Here is an 18,915-nt window from a genome sequence, read left to right as displayed (position 1 = left end):
CTTTTGTCGGATACTTTTAAATATACATGCTTTTAATCGCTTATTTTAAAACTACTTTGGCAGCAGTTTTTTCTATAACTTCTTTATAATAATTTTCATAATGTGGGAGAACTTTTTCAAGACTAAAGTTTTTAGCTCTATCCAGAGCATTTTTTCTAAATTCTAAAAGAAGCTTTTCATCTTTTAACAACTTCAATACTTGTTTTGCCATTGAATCTACATCACCTATAGGACTTAGGAAACCGGTTTCTCCATGAATATTAACCTCAGGGATACCTCCGGCATTAGAAGAAACGACAGGCACATGACACGACATTGCCTCTAAAGCAACCAATCCAAAGCTTTCTTTTTCTGAAGGCAAAAGAAAAACATCACTAATAGCCAATAATTCTTCTATGGCCTCCTGTTTCCCTAAAAACCGAACATGTTCACACGTACCCAGCTCTCTGCATAAGTTTTCAGCTTTACCTCTTTCCGGTCCATCACCGATTAATAATAGTTTTGCAGGTAACTCTTTAGAAACCTGATGGTAAATTCTAATTACATCTAATGTTCTTTTAACTTTTCGAAAATTGGATATATGAATTAATATTTTCTCATTATTAGGGGCAATTGCTTTACGGAAATGATCTTTATTTTCCTTTTTAAATCTGCTAAAATCAATAAAATTCGGGATAACCTTTATTTCATTCTCTATATCAAAAAAACTATGTGTTTCTTCTTTTAAATGTTCAGAAACTGCAGTTACACCATCTGATTTATTTATAGAAAACTCAACAACAGGAGCATAGGTGGCATCTTTCCCGACAAGGGTAATATCAGTGCCGTGTAATGTAGTAATAACCGGAATATTAATCCCGTAAGTAGCTAAAATCTGCTTTGCCATAAAAGCAGCAGAGGCATGAGGTATAGCATAGTGAACATGAAGCAAATCTAACTTTTCAAAACGTACAACATCTACCAATTTACTGGCCAAAACAGTTTCATAAGGCGGATGTTCAAACAATGGATATTCAAGCAACCTTACTTCATGGTAGAAAATATTTGAATGAAAAGTATCAAGTCTTGCCGGCTGTTTATAGGTAATAAAATGCACACTATTTCCTTTATTAGCAAGGGCTTTACCAAGTTCTGTAGCAACAACACCACTACCACCATAAGTTGGATAACATACTATTCCTATTCTCATATATTTTTTTTAGTAAAGACGTAAAGATAAACATTTAAACAGCACGAAAACTAAAGTGTTCAGATTGGCTCAAATTCAACTACCTTTTTGTCTAAATTTTTTTCCTTTTACCATTATTTAAGCTTAGCTTTTATGGTACATTCTGTGAATTTTTTATTGCATCATATGCAACCTGATGAATTCTGGTTCTGATATTTTCTGAAATTAACTTTCGGTTAGTGGCCGATGGATGAATTCTGTTAGAAACAAAAACATAGCTTAAGCCATATTCAGGGTCAGCCCAAACTCCGGTGCCGGTAAAACCGGAATGACCAAAAGTTGAAGGAGAGGCTGATTTAGCTGTTGGCCCGTTGGAAGACGATGTTTCAGGTTTATCAAAACCCAAACCTCTTCTATTACTGCGGCTATGGCGAGAAGTAAAAAACTCTATAGTTTCCTCACTGAGAAACCTTTCGCCACCGTAATGTCCCCCATTTAAGAACATTTGCATAAGTATTGCCAAATCATTTGCCGGTGAAAAAACTCCTGCATGACCACTTACGCCACCAAGCATTGCAGCTCCCTGATCATGCACATTACCATGAATGAGCCCCACCCTGAAGTCTGCACTTACTTCTGTTGGCACAATTTCATTCAAGTCAAAATATCTGAGTGGCTTAAATGCTGTGCGATGCATCCCCATAGGCAGGTAAAAATTCTTTTCAGTAAATTCTTCAAAGGTCATTCCACTGATTTCCTCTACCACATCCTTAAACAGATAAAAACCTAAATCACTATATCTGTATTCCGGCCGTCTGGATAATTCTGATGTATGGATGTTACTATAAATAGTATCCGGAAAGTCATTCCGTAAATATAAATTATTACCCACAGGGATTGTAAAACATCCCATTTGCTCATTACAATAATACTCCTGTAATTTATCCGGTAATGTTTTCTTATAAAAAGGAATCCAGCTTCTCAAACCGGCTTCATGCAAAAGCATTTTACGGACATTTAAGTTTTTTAAATTCGAATTATTCAAATCCGAAAGGTAATCTGAGAGAGAACTTTGCAAAGTAAAAAGTCCTAAATCATATAAATGCATTAGAGACAGTGTGGTAGCAGAAATTTTTGTTATCGACGCCAAATCATAAATATCACTTACTTCTACTTCTTTTGACCCTTCGTCATAAGTATGATTTCCATAAGCTTTATGAAAAAAGACTTTACCATCTTTTGCCAATAAAACCTGACAGCCGGGCATTGCTTTGTTTTTAATAGCTTCCTCCACAATTTTGTCAATTTTCTTAAAATCGGAAGTTCGCAATCCTAAATCTTCAGCTTCTGTATATTTTAAGCGAATTTTTTCTTCCAAAAGAACTCCTGTACCGGCCTTAAAATCATACGATGCTGTGACAGGAAGCAAGCCCGTGGAAGGGATACCCCCGAAAATAACCTGAGGTGCTATATGAAGTGTGACTTCATTTTCTTCATAAAAAACCAGAATATTGGGAATTGACTGAAAATTTTTCAAACTGTAAGGGTTTCCAAAAACAGATAAAATTACACGCGATTTTTCATTCAATTGATTTAAAAAGCGGAGGCTATTCTGACTGATACCAAAATTATTTCTGGAAAAACGACCCATTGACTGCATACTTACCAATACTAAATCATACCCGGATAATTCTTTTAGAACTCCGTCAAATTGAGCCTGAACAGCATTTTTATCTATAGCAAAATGTGTAGCTTTTGAATACAAATCAATCGTCTTCTGATATGGACTTTCCAACTTACCACCTATAGACAAACTCGCAATTTTTAAAGTGTCCAGTTTTCTTACCGGCAACAGATTGTCTTCATTTCTAACTGTTGTTACGGCATGCTCAAAAAGACTTCTTCTCAACCATTTCGCTTCATCAGTATTAAGATCTTCAACCAAATTATTTATTTCAACACGACTGTATTGATTCAGTCCTGCATTGTATTTTGCTTTTAAAATCCTTACTACACTTTCTGTAATATCTGATTCTGATATCTCCCCGGATTTTAATGCCAAGTGAAATTTCTCTACTGCTGCCGGTACATTTTCAGGAAAAAGCAAGATGTCGTTTCCTGCCTGAAAAGCTTTTAAATCCAGTTCACCGGGTTTAAAAAAATCACTTACACCTTTCATATTCAATGCATCTGAAATAATCAGACCTTCGTAACCCAATTCATCCCTTAAAATATCTTTCAATGCATTCTCTGAAAGAGAAACAGCCAGATTGGGTGTTGAATCTATAGCAGGAATATGCATATGAGCACTCATCATTCCGGCGATACCATGATTAGAAAGCAATTGAAATGGATAAAGCTCAATTTCCCTGAGACGTGACATATTATGCCTGATTACGGGCAGTGTATAGTGTGAATCCTTATCCGTATCTCCATGACCCGGAAAATGCTTGGCACAGGCTAAAACACCCTCATTTTGCATACCTGACATATAGGCCAGAGACTTAAGGGCAACATTAAATTTATCTTCTCCAAAAGATCTGTCGTTAATAACCGGATTCAGCGGATTGTTATTTACATCCGCAACCGGGGCCAGATTCATGTGAATGCCTAATCGTCGGCACTGTCTGGCAATCTCTTTCCCCATCTCTCTGATAATTGCCTCATCTTTTATAGCACCTAAAGTAAGTTGACGCGGGAAAACTATAGTAGAGTCAAGCCTCATACTAACACCCCACTCACCATCTATGGCTATCATCAGAGGGTATTTAGACTTCTTTTGAAAATTATTTGTCATCTTGGCCTGCCTCACCGGACCACCCTGAAAAAATAAAACACCACCAATGTGGTAATTTTCAATTAAATGTAAAATTTCATCTTCATGACTTTTAGCACGGTTAGAATATGCCGCAACCATAAACAACTGACCAATTTTTTCGTCAATAGTCATAGATTGCAATACCGAATCAACCCATAGTTTTTTCTTAAGCTCTTCCTGTAGCAGTTTGCTCGGAGTATCTAAATCCGGTCTGTTAACTGTAAATGAATTATTCGAAAATAATATTAAGGTTAATAGAGTTGAAAAAATCAAAATGACTCGCATCTTCATTTAATGTCTGGTTAATGTTTATAGAAAGGTAAAATGCTTACGTGTTAAGTTGTGTATGCATTCTAAACGAAAGTATAAAAAAATGATTGTAAATGAAATAACTTATTCTCAAAATCTAAAAACTGTCTTTAAGCTTCTTTTCCTTAAACTTGAATTTTTTTACAAAACCACAATTCAACTTGTTTATGAAGTTTTTGAAACTCATGTTTTTAAATTGTATTAATTTTGAAGATACTTTAAAATTAATACAAGGTTTAAAATGAAAAAAATTGGAATTCTAAAAGAAGGGAAAATACCACAGGACAGTAGAGTAGCTCTTACACCCAAGCAATGCAAAAGTTTTATTTCAAATTTTCCTGAAACAGAAATTCTGGTTCAATCTTCTGAAACAAGATGTTTTCATGATAACGAATATAGAAAAGAAGGGATAAAAATTGTTGAAGATTTAAGTGATTGTGATATTTTATTAGGGATAAAAGAAGTCCCTCCGGCACAATTAATAGCCGAAAAAACTTATCTTTTTTTTTCTCACACAATTAAAGAGCAAGCTTATAACAGAAAACTATTGCAAACTGTCATAGAAAAAAATATCAGGCTCATAGATTATGAATGTTTGGTAGACAGTAATGGAGAAAGAGTTATCGCTTTTGGTCGTTTTGCCGGTATAGTAGGGGCCCATAACGGATTAATGGCATTTGGCAAAAAAACGAAAAAATTTAACCTCCCAAGAGTTGGCAATTTTAAAGATGAAAAAAAGCTTTTTGAATACTATAAATCCGTAAAAATACCTCCAATCAGGATTGCATTGACGGGAACCGGCAGAGTTGCAAAAGGTGCCGAAGAAGTCTTAAAATCTCTTTCAGTAAAAAATATAAGTCCTCAGGATTTTCTTAATAAGCCCCTGAATGAAGCGGTGTATGCTGTTTTATCAGTTTCTGATTTATACACGCATAAACAAAAAAATATGCTTGAAGAGAAAGATTTCTATAGTAAGCCTGCTGATTATAAATCTACTTTTTTGCCTTACACAAAAAAAACAGACCTGATGATCAATGCAATTTACTGGGATCCTTCAGCCCCTGTATTTTTTACTAAAGAAGATATGCGTAACCGGGACTTTTCAATAAAAGTTATCGCAGACATTACCTGCGACATTGAGGGATCAATACCCGCAACTATAAGGTCATCCACAATTGACGAGCCTGTTTATGGTTACAATCCTTTTTCGGAAAAAGAAACGAAACCCTATCTTGATGACTGTATTGATATAATGGCTGTTGATAATCTTCCCAACGAGTTGCCAAGAGATGCCTCAGAGTCTTTTGGAAAAGTTCTGTCTGAAAAAATATTACCGGCTTTAACCGATGGTGTGAAAAATGAAATAATAGAAAAAGCGGAAATTGCTGTGAATGGAAAACTTACTAACAGATATAATTATCTGGAAAATTTTGTCAAAGGCTAAACTTAAAAACATCATTCACAAGCTTATTTATTATGCAAAACCTACTCAACAACCTCTTTGACTTACTTTTAAGCTATTACCGGGTTTTTTTAGAAAAATTACCTGCATTATTTATCGCAGCTGTGATTTTAGCACTTGCCTACGTATTGGGTGGGATTTTAAAAAGAATTTATGTTAATAGGTTTTCCAATCGTTTTAAAGACTCCTTAGCGGCAAAGTTGGTTGGCCAGGTTTTAAGATGGGTATTCGTTTTTGTAGGTTTGTTTATCTCTTTCCATGTTTTAGGTTTTTCAGGAATTGCATCTAAAATAATAGCAGGTGCCGGTTTAACAGCCATAATTGTTGGCTTTGCCTTTCGGGATATTGCTGAGAATTTTTTGTCCGGAATTTTATTGGCCGGGAGTCGACCTTTTAACATTGGAAACACTATTGAAAGTGCGGGTTTAAGAGGGAAGGTAAGAGGTCTTTCTTTAAGATATACCCACATCAGAACGGCTGACGGGAAAGATATTTACATACCTAATGCTACTATAGTAAAGAATCCTCTAATAAAATTTGCGGGCGACGGATTGATAAGAATTGACAGTCAGATAAGCTTTCATTCAACTGAAAACATCAATGAAATTGTACTAATAATTAGAGGAATTTTGGAAAACCAAAAAGAAGTGTTGAAATTACCGCCTCCTCAAGTACATTTTGATGCCATCGAAGCAAATACTTACAATATTAAGTTTTTTGCATGGATAAATGTTCGAAAAACACCGGTGTCTCCCGCAAGCTTAAAAAGTATTTTGCTTAAAGACATAGCTAAATCCCTTAAGGAAAAGAATATAGATTTACCCGGCTTTTTGATGAAAAATCAAACATCAAAAACTTGAACGTCTTTGGCAAATTACCCTAATCTTAATCTTGAACCCTGATTGAAGGTCTCAACAAGCTGTCTGTGCAACTTTTGTGCTTCACTTAATTTTTGGATGTAATTGCTAATATCGCCTTCCTTCATCAATCTCTTTGCTTCAGTCTTTACTTCCATGTAACGAGACTGTAATTTACTAAACCTTATTTTAATCATTGAATCTAACATAATCAATTTTTTTTAATGGAATTAACAATAGATATTTTCCTATCATAAACAAACCTTGTGCCAAACTGTTTGAAACTATCATTACAAACTTCTAAAGTAATCACTTTTTTTTGATTAAAAAGTTACAATTTACTCATTTACAGCACTTTTCTGTTTTTAGATATAATTATGTGAAAAACTTGTCTTATTTTAACAGCAGTAAAAAAAGAATTTTTAAACTGTCTACTTTATAAAAAATATAGAAAATTATACACTAAACAAACACTATGTTGTTTTTTTGAATACTTCATGACAGCTAAAGTTTTCTAATTTTATTAGCAGTAAATCTTTGTTTCATTTAAAAATATTTATTATTATTCGCTCATATCAATTACAATCAATTTTTCAAAATGGCTGAAAGACAAAGAATACTAATAAAATATGGCGGAAATGCTATGCTGAATGAGGAATTAAAGAGTGAAATAATTGCTAAAATATCACAACTGCAAAATGAAAACTTCGAAATTATTTTAGTGCACGGCGGAGGACCTTTTATAGAAGACATTCTAAAAAGAACAGCTATTGAGTCTGAATTTATAGACGGTCACAGAAAAACTACTAAAGAGGCTTTAAAGTATATTGAGATGGCTTTAAAAGGTGAAGTAAATAGTAGTCTGGTCAACACTTTAAATAAAGCGGGGATTAAGGCGGTAGGCCTGTCCGGTAAAGACGGATCCAGTGTGATTGCCAAAAAACGAATGCATATCAGAGAAGTAGACGGAAAGAAAGAAGAAATCGATTTGGGTCAGGTAGGAGATGTAAGTATAATAAATACCGACTTGATAACATTACTGCTGAAAAACAACTATTTACCGGTTATAACCTGCATAGCCAGTGATGAAGATGGTGTTGATTATAATATTAATGCTGACATGTTTGCCGGCCATTTAGCCGGAGCACTAAAAGCAACAAACTATGTAGTATTAACAGATGTTGAAGGATTAATGGAATCTTTAGATAAACCGGAAAGCCTCATTAAAGAAATTAACTTAGCTGAAATAGAAGGTTTATACGGTAGTATAATTAAAGGAGGAATGATACCAAAAATTGAGTCCTGCAGCATTGCTCTTAAAAGCGGTGCAAAAGAAGCCTGTATATTAAATGGTACTCGTCCGGCAGCGCTTTCAGAAAAGTTTTTGGAAAAAAAATCTATCGGAACCCGTATTTTAAATTAAACACAAATGAACACAAATAACAATAAAAAAATATCCGAAAGAGATGTTAAAAACTATTTACCTACTTTTAAAAGATACCCTTTAGCATTTAAAAAAGGGCTTGGCTCCAGGCTTTGGGATGTAAATGGTAAAGAATATATTGATGCTCTGGCAGGAATAGCTGTGAATAATGTAGGTCATTGTCACCCTCATGTTGTGGAAGCCATCAGAAAACAAGCCGGAGAGTTGATGCATATTTCAAACTTTTTCGTGAGTGAGCCTCAGGTGAATCTGGCTGATAAGTTAATTGCTTTATCGGGAATGGACAGAGCGTTTTTTACTAATAGTGGAGCAGAGTCAGTTGAAGGGGCCATAAAAATTGCCCGTAAATATGCGCATAATAAAGGTCGTGGCGGTCATATTATTTCAATGCAAAACTCATTTCACGGCAGAACATTAGCAACCATAGCTACCGGAAAAAAGCAATATCAAAAAGGATTTGAACCCATACCTGAAGGTTTTGGAATGGTACCCTTTAATGATTTTGAAGCTGTAAAAACAGCGATTACGAAAGAAACAGCAGCCGTATTACTGGAGCCTATACAGGGAGAGGGTGGAATACATCCGGTGCAAAAAGAGTATTTACAAAAACTTCACAAGCTCTGTAGTGAGAATGATGTACTGTTGATTTTTGACGAAATCCAGTGTGGTATTGGACGGACAGGAAAAATGTTTGCTAAGGATTTGTATGGGATTGAGCCGGACATTATAACTTTGGCCAAAGGTTTAGGTGGCGGTTTCCCGATTGGCGCTTTTTTATGTAATGAAAAGGTAGCCTCGGAAATAGATTTTGGCGACCACGGAACAACTTTTGGTGGCAATCCACTTGCTTGTAGTGCTGCATTAGCTACTTTAGAGGTTATTGAAAAAGAAAAACTGCTAAATTCTGCCACTGAAAAAGGAAAACTAATAACAGATTCTTTTAAAAAAATGCAACAGCAATTCCCGGAAATCAAAGAAATAAGAGGTCGCGGCCTTATGATAGGGGTTGAATTTACCTTCGAAACAAAAGAACTGATTAGCGATTTACTGCATGAAGGTATTATTGCAAATGCAACCAGCGGGAATGTACTTAGGTTAGTTCCTCCACTAAACATTTCTAATGAAGATATTCACCAAATAGTAAATACCATTGAAAAACTATTAGCTGAAAAAAAATACCAATAATCAGTTTAAATTTTTAATTTCAATTTTTTCAATAAAAATCAATAAAAAGTTATAGAAATGGAAAAAATAAAAGCTGCAATTATAGGAGCTACAGGATATACCGGCTCTGAATTGGCCCGATTATTATTATTTCACCCGAATGTAGAAATAGTCGCAATCACCTCAGAGAGTCACAGTGGGAAAAAGTTTTCAGATATACATGCACAGTTTACAAACATGCTGGACATGCCTTTGTGCAGTGTTAATGATATTGATGAGCAGAATATTGATGTAGCTTTTTTAGCATTACCGCATGGCGTTTCAATGGACTATGTTAAAAAATTTCGAAACAGTTCCTTTAAAATAATTGATTTTTCGGGAGATTTTCGATTAGAAAATAAATTAGTATTTGAATCCTGGTATAATATGGAGCATAAGTACGAGGTGGGTTTTGAAAGGTTTGTTTACGGATTGCCCGAATTATATAAGGAGGTAATTCAAAAAGCTGACTACGTAGCTAATCCGGGTTGTTTCCCAACAGGCAGTTTATTAGCCCTGTACCCTTTATTAAAAAATAATTTATGTGAAGAAAAAGGGGTAATTATAGATGCAAAAACCGGAACAACAGGTGCGGGAATAAAACCCTCAGCAACTACACTTTTTTCAAATGTAAATGATAATTTTGCAGCTTACGGTCTAAAAAAACACAGACATACTATTGAAATTGAATATCATTTATCAAATTTGACTAACTTAAATATTAATTTACAGTTTACACCACATATTTTACCGGTAGACAGAGGTATTTTAACAAGTTGTTATATTAAAAATGCTCAAAAGGTAACTGAACAAAATTTAAAAGATTTGTACAAAAGTCACTATAAAGAAGATCCCTTTATCCGCATGAGAGAAAACCCTCCCTCATTAAAGGATGTAAGAGGTACAAATTTTTGTGACATTTACCTGACAACTGATGAGCGTACCGGTAATATTATCATCGTTTCTGCAATAGATAATTTAGTAAAAGGTGCTTCAGGTCAGGCTGTTCATAACATGAATATAATGTACGGATTAGAAGAAACAAAAGGCTTAAATCAAATAGCTTTAAAACCATAAAAATGAATCAGAATTTAACAAATGTAAGAGGAATCAAGTGTTGGGGAGCCCATAGCGGGGTAAAATCTATGAGAAGAGATTTGGCAATTATCTATTCTGATGTTCCATGCAATGCTGTTGGAACTTTCACACTAAACAAAGTACAGGCAGAACCCGTAAAACTTTCAATAAGTCATTTAAAAGATAAAAGGGCTCAGGTAATTGTTTGTAATGCAGGCAATGCTAATGCATGTACCGGCAGACAGGGTAAAGAAGGCGCTGAGGCAATGGCATTAGTTACTGCTGAAGCTTTGGGCATAAAAAAGGAAATGGTTATAGTGGCCTCTACAGGACTTATTGGAGAGCCTTTCCCTACAGAAGATATTACCGGAGGAATAAAAGAGATTATTCCGAAACTATCAAATGAATCTAAAGCCGGTTCTTTTGCTGCTAATGCTATTTTAACAACGGATACTTTTGCAAAAGAAGGTTTTCTGGATTTTAAACTGGATAATATCACTGTAAATATAGCCGGCATTGCCAAAGGTTCAGGGATGATACACCCGAATATGGCCACTATGTTGGCATTTATTGTATCTGATGTAAATATTGATAAAGAACTTTTAAGTAAAGCTGTTTCAGCTTCAGTAAAGAATTCTTTCAACATGATAACTGTAGATGGAGATACCTCTACTAATGATATGGTGATAGTGATGGCAAACGGATTAGCAAAAAACAAAAAAATTGAAGATCCGGAATCTCAAGAATTTAAAATCTTTGAGAAAAAACTTAATGAAATGATGATTCACCTAGCAAAATTGATTGTTTCAGATGGTGAGGGCTCTTCAAAATTTATAGAATACAAAGTTAGTGGAGCAAAAAACAAAGACAATGCCCGTAAATTAGTGAAAGCTATTGCCGATTCCACACTTGTAAAGGCTGCTATGTTTGGTCGTGACCCAAACTGGGGACGAATTATTTGTGCATGTGGTAATGCCGGAATACAATTTAATTATAAAAGAGCAGACCTCTATTTAGGTGGCGGTGGTAGTTTGGTAAAAGTGCTGGAAAGAGGAAAACCTTTAGAGTTTGACCGAAATTATATGAAAAAACTACTTCGCGAAGCACATATTAATGTACGTTTAGAAATGGATTATGGTGAGGGAGAAGCTATTGGCTGGGGATCAGATTTAACGACAGACTACGTACTTTTCAATTCTGTATATACCACATAAACCTTTTTTATTCGGTAAAAATATATTCAAGTATATTCGCCCCCATTCTAAGGGCTTTTTGGCGAATTTCTTCGGGATTATTATGCACCATTTGATCTTCCCATCCGTTACCTAAATCACTTTCATAGGTGTAAAATACCAACATTCTGCCCTCATGAAAAAGGCCAAATCCCTGAGGTGGTTTGCCGTCATGCTCATGAATCTTTGGAAGGCCGTCTTCAAAAGTATAGGTTTGATGATAAATCTTGTGATTAAAAGGCAATTCAACCAATTCCTTATTTGGGAAGACCATACCAAGAGCCGGTCGCACAAAAGGATCCATTCCATAGTTGTCATCTATGTGTAAAAAGCCCCCGGCAAGCAAATAGTTTCTTAAATTTTCAGCTTCCTGCCTGTTTAACACTATATTTCCATGCCCGGTCATGTACAAAAAGGGATAATTAAAAATTTCCGGACTGCCAACATCTACTGTTGCCGGATCGGGGTCTATATTCATACGGAGATTTCTGTTCGCAAATTCTATCAGATTCGGAAGGGCAGTTGGGTTTGAATACCAGTCACCGCCTCTATATTTTAGTAATCCTATTTTTACTGAGGTTGCTTCCGACTCGGCTTTGACCAAAAGGGGGTTAACAACCAATGAAAAAACCATTAAAAAAACAAAAATTAATTTTAGCATCTTGTAAATTTATTGCTGTAAATGGATCCCGTTAACAATTGAAATTGCAGCAGTTTCCGTTCTTAAACGATTATTGCTTAGGCTTATTGGGTAAAATCCTGAAGATGATATATGCCTTTCTTCTGATTCAGTAAAATCTCCTTCCGGACCTATCAGAGCAAAGTAATTTTTTTTATTCTTTTCAAAAACTGTTTTTAAAGCAGGGGCTGCCTTATCACAACTACCTGATAAACCTTGTCGCTCATCTTCTTTAAATGTATGAAAAAAATCTGTAAAAGCACTAAGGGGTTTTTCTATTTCTAAAGCCGGCATATAGAACTGTAAGCTTTGTTTCATGGCTGAAATGATTATTTTATTTAACCTTTCTTGCTTATAATGCAACGGCTGTACCCTTTCGGTTTTTAGTAAAAAAATGTTTGTTACATTTAATTCCGTTAATTTTTCCAACATCCATTCCAATCGCTGAGGGTGCGAAGGCATGCCCACCCCTATACTTAATGTATACGCAGGCAAAGGCATTTCTACAATTTCCCGCACCTCTGCTACACATCTGCGGGGAGTTGTTTCAAGCAAGACACCTCTTATTGCATTCCCTTTTCCATCTGTAATCTGAATGGTATCACCGGCTTTTTTACGCAATACTTTATAACAATGGCGTGAATCTTGTTCATCTAGCTCTATATGCTTACTTCCGGAATATTCAGCAAAAAAAAGTTGTTCATTCATGAGCTAATTTTTTATTAAGGTATTTGCAAACTGCTTCCGAGGTATTGCTTTTATTCAAAAAGTAATTTGCGTTATTTTCTAAAATAGCTGTTTTTATAGAGTCATTTTCTTCCTGCAAGTTTATGAGTCTGATAAATTCGTTTTTATCTTCTACTATATAAGCACTTTTCATTGTAGTCAATTCCCGGGCTTCAATAAATTTATCGGTATTTGGCCCGAAAAATACAGGAATACCATAAACAGCTGCTTCTAAAATATTGTGAATACCTTTACCAAAACCTCCTCCTACATAAGCAAAAGATGCATATTTATAAGTGCGGGACAAAAGACCCATTTTATCCATAATCATCAAATTTGATGTTTCTTTTTGTGCCTCTGAATACAATACCGGCTTAAACTCTTTAAATAATTGCATTACAGAAGCGATTCTTTTATTACTAATTTCATGGGGTGCAATTAGAATTTTCATGTCAAATTTTTCAATAAATGCGGGCAAACAGCTTTTTAAAAGCTTTTCATCTTCTTCCCATGTGCTGCCGGCAACTAAAAGTACTTTTTCCCCTTTAAAAGATTCGATTTGTAAATTTCTTTCATTCTTATTTTTTATTTCTAAAACTCTTTCTGCCCTGGGGTCTCCGGTAATTTCTACCTGATTAACTCCTATTTTATTCAAAAGGTTTTTAGAATTCTCATCTTGCACAAAAATCATATCAAAGGAGTGAAGCATCTTTCTAAAAAAAACTCCATAACCCTTAAAAAACACTTGATTTTCTCTGAAAGCAGCACCTGCCAGCACTAAAGAAATATTCCTCTTTTTTATCGAACCAATCGTATTATGCCAAAAATCATACTTAATAAAAACTACAGCTTTTGGCTTTACGATATCCAGAAATGATTCAATATTTTTTTTAAAATCAAAAGGAAGGTAAGCAATATAATCGTCTTTATCTTTAGATTTCACAACTGTGTATGCTGAAGGCGAATAGAAAGTCCATAAAATCCTGTGTCCTGAAAATTTTCTTTTCAAGGTTTCGGCAACCGGCAGCCCCTGTTCATACTCTCCCAAAGACGAAGCATGAAGCCATATAATTGGTTTATTTTCTTTACTCAGGGATTTTAAATCCTCATTTATTCTCTTACGCCCTTGTATCCATTCTTTTCCTTTTGGGTTAAAAAAAGCATAAATCTGGGCAAAAGAATAATATAAACGAAGAAAAAGAGCATATAGAATTGCTGAAATCATGATATTAACAGCATATTAAAAATAGAAATCAAAAGAATCCGCACGTCTGGGATATATAGGCAAAAACCAACCTGCTTTAATTCCAAGAAGCATATCAAATCGCCTGTCTGTTTCCTGAGAATTAGTATCAAAGTTCCACTTTCTCAGATTGTATGTCCAGGCTTGTTTTAATTCAACTCCGGCATAAAAATTCACTAATCTGTCGCTTCCCAGAAAGATATACCCTATAAACTGGCTTAATGCCGGACCTGCCGAAAGCCTGTCATAGCCTTTAACATATTCGCCCATGAGTGGCGGGTATTCATCGTCTTCCAAATCTATATAAATCTTATGAGATAAAAAGCCGGCACCTGCTTTCAGCCAAATTCCGGAATTATCATTAGGCCCGAAGGCAGGAATAACTTTGCCGAGAGATATGCTTGTTGTCCAGCCTCTTTGACCAAGCCTGTAGTCAACATATAAACCGTCTCTACCAATCAACCAACCGTCTTCTGTAAGCAATTCATCAATCACTCCTTCCTCGTTCACAGCTCCGCCTAACCTGAATCGACCGAATATTCCCAAAGTAATATTATTTCTGAACTTATAAGTAAAGCCGGCTCCAATAGCTGAATTGTTGCCAAATCGGTCACTCATGTCAGCAAATGGAATTTGATAAGTATAGCCAAGCTGCACCAACGAAACCGAAACAACAGAATCTTTCGGCGATACCTGAGCCTTTACATCAAAAGAATTGAAACTCAGGATTGCAAAAAAGAATATGCTAAAGAAAATGTAAGAAAAATAAGTATTACTGCCAAACATTATAGGGAGCTATTGGATTAATTTAAATCTTTATTAAGAACAAACTTAATTTTTTTTAATGAAATTGCATAGAAAGTAAAAAATAACCTTTTTGAATCCGGTTTTTAGTTGGTGTATCCGGTTGAAAGGATAAAGACCCAAGAAAGAGAAATGATGTTATGGTGCAAGGCTGCTACTGCTCCATTTATTTAACAAAAAGGTCGCAATAAATTTTTTGCGACCTTTTCAATTTCTATAAACTTATCGTTTATTGCTTGTTTAATATACGAATGAGATTCAAAGCGCTTCCGGCCTTAAACCATTCAATCTGACTTTCATTATAAGTATGCAATACGTTAAAAGTATCTGTAGAACCATCTTTGTGGTTTAAAACTACCTGTAAAGGCTTATTGGGTCTAAAATCTGTAAGACCTAAGATGTCGACTCTGTCATCTTCCTGCACCTTATCATAATCATCAGAATTTTCAAATGTCAACCCAAGCATACCCTGTTTTTTAAGATTGGTTTCATGGATACGGGCAAAAGACTTTACAATAATGGCACGTACATTTAAGTGACGCGGCTCCATTGCTGCATGCTCTCTTGACGAACCTTCTCCATAGTTTTCATCTCCAAAAACTACTGAATAATTTCCTTTTGCTTTGTAATATCTGGCTACATTGGGAACCTCATCATATTCTCCGGTTTCCTGATTTTTTACGTGATTAGACTTTTCATTAAATGCATTAATTGCACCTATAAACATATTATTTGAAATATTGTCTAAGTGACCACGATAGCGTAACCACGGACCTGCCATTGAAATATGATCCGTAGTACATTTCCCTAAAGCTTTTAATAACACATTCATACCTTTCAAGTCTGTGCCTTCCCAGGGCTTGAAACCCTCAAGCGCCTGAAGTCTTTTCGAATCCTCTTTGATAACTACACTTACTTTACTTCCATCTTCAGCAGGTTTTTGATATCCGTTATCTTCAACAGTAAAACCTTTTGGAGGTAATTCTATGCCAACCGGTTCTTCCAGCCTGAACTCCACGCCATCTTTTCCGGTAAGGGTGTCTGTCATAGGGTTAAAATCCAATCTGCCGGCCAATGCAAAAGCAGTTACAACCTCAGGAGAAGCCACAAAAGCATGGGTATTGGGATTTCCGTCATTTCTTTTCGCAAAGTTTCTGTTAAAAGAAGTTATAATTGAATTTTTTCTTTCCGGATCGTCAGAATGTCTTGCCCACTGACCGATACATGGTCCGCAAGCATTTGCCAATACCACACCTCCAAGGTCATCGAAAACATTCAGTAAACCATCTCTTTCTGCGGTAAACCGAACTTGTTCAGAGCCTGGTGTAATGGTGAATTCAGACTTTGCTTTTAGTCCCTTTTTAATTGCATTTTTGGCTACATGCGCAGAACGTGTTAAATCCTCATAAGATGAATTTGTACAAGATCCTATTAAGGCAACATCCAGCTCAACAGGCCAGCCTTTTTCGCTAACTGCTTTTTTAAATTCAGACAAAGGCCATGCTAAATCCGGCGTATAGGGGCCGTTAACATGAGGCTCTAAAGTTGATAAATCAATCTCAACTACCTGATCGTAATATTTTTCCGGAGCAGCCATCACCTCTTCATCTGAGCGCAAATGCTCCCGTATATTTTCTGCTAAATCTCCAATTTCTTTCCGCTCTGTCATTTGAAGATAGGCTTTCATCTTATCATCAAAATTAAATAAGGATGTGGTTGCTCCAATTTCTGCACCCATATTACAAATGGTTCCTTTACCGGTACATGAAATACTATCTGCTCCATCTCCAAAATACTCAAGTATACATCCGGTCCCCCCTTTAACAGTAAGGATTCCGGCTACTTTTAAAATAACATCTTTAGCAGATGCCCATCCACTTAACTTGCCGGTCAGCTTAACACCGATTAAGCGTGGCATTTTTAATTCCCATGGCATACCTGCCATTACATCTACTGCATCAGCTCCACCAACTCCTATAGCTACCATTCCTAATCCACCTGCATTGGGTGTATGACTGTCAGTGCCAATCATCATTCCGCCCGGGAAAGCATAGTTTTCCAAAACAACCTGATGAATAATTCCGGCTCCCGGTTTCCAGAAACCAATACCGTATTTATTAGATACTGAGGATAAAAAATCAAAGACCTCTTTATTGTTAGTCAGGGAATTTTTTAAATCCGTTTTCCCATCTATTTCTGCCTGTATAAGGTGGTCGCAATGAACCGTAGACGGCACTTCAACTTTATCCTTTCCGGCAAGCATAAACTGCAATAAAGCCATTTGGGCTGTTGCATCCTGCATGGCTACTCTATCCGGCTTAAAATCTACATAATCTTTCCCCTTTTCAAAGGCTCTTAAATTATCTTCATTATATAAGTGACTGTATAAAATCTTCTCGGTTAATGTCATTGGTCTGCCTAAAACAGACTTTGCTTTTTTAATTGCCTCCGGCATTTTCTGATAAAGGTCCTTTATCATATCTAAATCGAAAACCATAGTGTACTTTGTTTAAAATTAACGAATTGTAATGTTTTGCAAAAATACAAAATCCTACTCACTTTCACGATTATGAAAAAGCTAAACTTCAATTTTGTTCTTGTTTTTTATAGTAATCAGTTCCAGATTTTTTCTAAAAAATATCAAAGTGGACATACCAATAAAAACAAAAGCGGCAAATAGGGCTATAGCGTAAACTATATTGTTGCTCTCCTGAAAAAATACTGAAGAAAGAAAAAACAAAAAAATCATCCGCATAAATACACTAAATACGTTGAACACACTACCTACTCTTCCTATTAAATCATTTGGGACATTGTTAAACAGGTAGGTCATGCGCATAACTCGTGTGCCGGCATTACTTAAACCCAACAAAGCTGTTAAAATAAAAAATAAGGTAATGTTAACATTGAAAATCCAGATAGTATAAATTAAGACAGTCATGCCACACATCATAATTATAGCCCTTACAGTTGTAGTGCGCCTGAAAATCTTTGTAATTGCCAACCCGGCGATTACGGAGCCCAATGCTGTAAAAATTTCAAAAGAAGCATATACATCTGCGTCAGCATGCAAGTGATTTCTTATGTAAATGGGCATCAGGTAAAAAATATTCAAAAGTATGGTAATGAAAATCGTGTAAGAAGCCAATCCAAAAATCAAAACATACACATTATCTTTCAGATAAGTCACTCCGGAGACTATCCGCTTCAAAACCGGGCTAAGGTCAGGTATTCTTTTACTTACAGACTCATAGCGAATAAAAGATATGATAAATATAGCCAACAAATAAGCTGATGCATTAACTGTAAAAATTTGTTGGAGACTCCAGGCAGTTATCTCAAAATTTACCGGTATTTCAAATCCAAAAAAGCGCATGGTGCCCTGACTGGTTCCGGTAAGTAATATAGCTGCCCCTGCTCCGGCCATTGCTGTAGTTATCTGACCTTGTACTTCAATATAAGAAGTTACTTTACCGTAATCTTTAGGAGCTGATATTTCCTGTGCAAAGGCATATAGGTTGGGATAGTGAATGTTAAAAATAAAAAAAGTAATTACAAAAACCATTGCTGCATACAGATAATGCAAACCGTCTATGCTGCTATGACCTATAATCGAAACCGTGGAAAGGACTATAAAGCCCACGATGGAGTTGATTAAAAATATATTTTTCCGGTTAAATTTATCAATAAGCGAGCCGGCATACAAGCCCCAAAAAAGGGAAACAAAAGTTGCCCCCAGGTAGATATAGCCAAACAAAGAAGCCATTCCAAGCATGTTCGCAAAATACCACGGAATAGCAATCATGCTAATCCCCTGAGCAAAGCCTGAAATAGAATTTGCAGCAAATAATAAATATATAGCTTGTTTATTTTTCAAACTAAGAATAACTTTA

15 protein-coding genes are annotated in these 18,915 nt (G+C 35.6%); 6 read left to right on the top strand and 9 right to left on the bottom strand.

The window, feature by feature from the left end; genetic code table 11:
* Positions 1-40 precede the first annotated feature (40 nt).
* Together bshA and EA412_08810 are read right to left on the bottom strand one after the other, a co-directional pair.
* Positions 41-1,189 carry an N-acetyl-alpha-D-glucosaminyl L-malate synthase BshA gene (gene bshA, locus EA412_08815; protein ID TVR78526.1) on the bottom strand — a complete coding sequence of 383 codons (1,149 nt, stop codon included), beginning with the start codon at positions 1,187-1,189 and terminating at the stop codon, positions 41-43.
* 130 nt (positions 1,190-1,319) lie between these two features.
* The gene (locus EA412_08810) at positions 1,320-4,277 is read right to left on the bottom strand and encodes a glycosyl hydrolase (GenBank protein TVR78525.1); all 2,958 of its coding nucleotides are present in this window, start codon (positions 4,275-4,277) and stop codon (positions 1,320-1,322) included.
* 259 nt (positions 4,278-4,536) lie between these two features.
* Between EA412_08810 and EA412_08805 the strand changes: the two genes are divergently transcribed.
* Together EA412_08805 and EA412_08800 are read left to right on the top strand one after the other, a co-directional pair.
* The gene (locus EA412_08805) at positions 4,537-5,739 is read left to right on the top strand and encodes an alanine dehydrogenase (protein ID TVR78524.1); all 1,203 of its coding nucleotides are present in this window, start codon (positions 4,537-4,539) and stop codon (positions 5,737-5,739) included.
* 32 nt (positions 5,740-5,771) lie between these two features.
* Positions 5,772-6,617 (top strand): hypothetical protein, encoded by an 846-nt coding sequence (locus tag EA412_08800; GenBank protein ID TVR78523.1) that lies wholly within the window; start codon positions 5,772-5,774, stop codon positions 6,615-6,617.
* A gap of 14 nt (positions 6,618-6,631) precedes the next feature.
* On the opposite strand, the gene EA412_08795 is transcribed toward EA412_08800, so the two are convergent.
* Positions 6,632-6,823, bottom strand: a complete 192-nt coding sequence (locus EA412_08795) for a hypothetical protein (protein ID TVR78522.1) — start codon at positions 6,821-6,823, stop codon at positions 6,632-6,634.
* A gap of 389 nt (positions 6,824-7,212) precedes the next feature.
* Between EA412_08795 and argB the strand changes: the two genes are divergently transcribed.
* Genes argB through argJ form a run of 4 tightly spaced genes read left to right on the top strand, consistent with a single transcriptional unit; the run spans position 7,213 to position 11,552 of the window.
* Positions 7,213-8,037 (top strand): acetylglutamate kinase, encoded by an 825-nt coding sequence (gene argB, locus EA412_08790; protein ID TVR78521.1) that lies wholly within the window; start codon positions 7,213-7,215, stop codon positions 8,035-8,037.
* Between the two features lie 6 nt (positions 8,038-8,043).
* Entirely contained in the window at positions 8,044-9,243 is a 1,200-nt protein-coding gene (locus EA412_08785; GenBank protein ID TVR78520.1) for an aspartate aminotransferase family protein, read from the top strand.
* A 57-nt stretch (positions 9,244-9,300) separates the two neighbouring features.
* Complete coding sequence (locus EA412_08780; GenBank protein ID TVR78519.1) at positions 9,301-10,338, top strand: N-acetyl-gamma-glutamyl-phosphate reductase; 1,038 nt, start codon at positions 9,301-9,303, stop codon at positions 10,336-10,338.
* Between the two features lie 2 nt (positions 10,339-10,340).
* Positions 10,341-11,552, top strand: coding sequence for a bifunctional glutamate N-acetyltransferase/amino-acid acetyltransferase ArgJ (argJ, locus tag EA412_08775; protein ID TVR78518.1), 1,212 nt, complete (start codon positions 10,341-10,343; stop codon positions 11,550-11,552).
* Between the two features lie 7 nt (positions 11,553-11,559).
* Here argJ and EA412_08770 read toward each other — a convergent pair whose 3' ends face one another.
* The 6 genes from EA412_08770 to EA412_08745 form a co-directional block, all read right to left on the bottom strand.
* Complete coding sequence (locus EA412_08770; protein TVR78517.1) at positions 11,560-12,231, bottom strand: DUF4159 domain-containing protein; 672 nt, start codon at positions 12,229-12,231, stop codon at positions 11,560-11,562.
* A 9-nt stretch (positions 12,232-12,240) separates the two neighbouring features.
* On the bottom strand, positions 12,241-12,957 hold the full coding sequence (locus EA412_08765) for a 16S rRNA (uracil(1498)-N(3))-methyltransferase (protein ID TVR78516.1): 717 nt from the start codon (positions 12,955-12,957) through the stop codon (positions 12,241-12,243).
* On the bottom strand, positions 12,950-14,200 hold the full coding sequence (locus tag EA412_08760; GenBank protein TVR78515.1) for a 3-deoxy-D-manno-octulosonic acid transferase: 1,251 nt from the start codon (positions 14,198-14,200) through the stop codon (positions 12,950-12,952). The genes EA412_08765 and EA412_08760 overlap by 8 nt, the downstream gene beginning before the upstream one ends.
* Positions 14,201-14,215: 15 nt before the next feature.
* A complete protein-coding gene (locus EA412_08755) occupies positions 14,216-15,004 on the bottom strand; it encodes a hypothetical protein (protein TVR78514.1) in 789 nt (262 codons plus the stop codon).
* Positions 15,005-15,251: 247 nt separating this feature from the next.
* Entirely contained in the window at positions 15,252-17,519 is a 2,268-nt protein-coding gene (locus EA412_08750) for an aconitate hydratase (GenBank protein ID TVR78513.1), read from the bottom strand.
* Positions 17,520-17,600: 81 nt separating this feature from the next.
* Entirely contained in the window at positions 17,601-18,899 is a 1,299-nt protein-coding gene (locus tag EA412_08745) for an MFS transporter (protein ID TVR78512.1), read from the bottom strand.
* Positions 18,900-18,915: the final 16 nt, after the last annotated feature.

Source organism: Chitinophagaceae bacterium, assembly GCA_007695095.1.
Classification (GTDB): Bacteria; Bacteroidota; Bacteroidia; order Chitinophagales; family REEL01; genus REEL01.
Note: the sequence above shows the minus strand (reverse complement) of the source record. Positions and strands in the feature narration are given on the sequence as shown.

What these genes read in the sequence shown, in the direction of transcription:
- bshA (TVR78526.1), bottom strand. Translation starts at nt 1,189, where the DNA reads ATGAGAATAGGAATAGTATGTTATCCAACTTATGGTGGTAGTGGTGTT.
- EA412_08810 (TVR78525.1), bottom strand. Translation starts at nt 4,277, where the DNA reads ATGAAGATGCGAGTCATTTTGATTTTTTCAACTCTATTAACCTTAATA.
- EA412_08805 (TVR78524.1), top strand. Translation starts at nt 4,537, where the DNA reads ATGAAAAAAATTGGAATTCTAAAAGAAGGGAAAATACCACAGGACAGT.
- EA412_08800 (TVR78523.1), top strand. Translation starts at nt 5,772, where the DNA reads ATGCAAAACCTACTCAACAACCTCTTTGACTTACTTTTAAGCTATTAC.
- EA412_08795 (TVR78522.1), bottom strand. Translation starts at nt 6,823, where the DNA reads ATGTTAGATTCAATGATTAAAATAAGGTTTAGTAAATTACAGTCTCGT.
- argB (TVR78521.1), top strand. Translation starts at nt 7,213, where the DNA reads ATGGCTGAAAGACAAAGAATACTAATAAAATATGGCGGAAATGCTATG.
- EA412_08785 (TVR78520.1), top strand. Translation starts at nt 8,044, where the DNA reads ATGAACACAAATAACAATAAAAAAATATCCGAAAGAGATGTTAAAAAC.
- EA412_08780 (TVR78519.1), top strand. Translation starts at nt 9,301, where the DNA reads ATGGAAAAAATAAAAGCTGCAATTATAGGAGCTACAGGATATACCGGC.
- argJ (TVR78518.1), top strand. Translation starts at nt 10,341, where the DNA reads ATGAATCAGAATTTAACAAATGTAAGAGGAATCAAGTGTTGGGGAGCC.
- EA412_08770 (TVR78517.1), bottom strand. Translation starts at nt 12,231, where the DNA reads ATGCTAAAATTAATTTTTGTTTTTTTAATGGTTTTTTCATTGGTTGTT.
- EA412_08765 (TVR78516.1), bottom strand. Translation starts at nt 12,957, where the DNA reads ATGAATGAACAACTTTTTTTTGCTGAATATTCCGGAAGTAAGCATATA.
- EA412_08760 (TVR78515.1), bottom strand. Translation starts at nt 14,200, where the DNA reads ATGATTTCAGCAATTCTATATGCTCTTTTTCTTCGTTTATATTATTCT.
- EA412_08755 (TVR78514.1), bottom strand. Translation starts at nt 15,004, where the DNA reads ATGTTTGGCAGTAATACTTATTTTTCTTACATTTTCTTTAGCATATTC.
- EA412_08750 (TVR78513.1), bottom strand. Translation starts at nt 17,519, where the DNA reads ATGGTTTTCGATTTAGATATGATAAAGGACCTTTATCAGAAAATGCCG.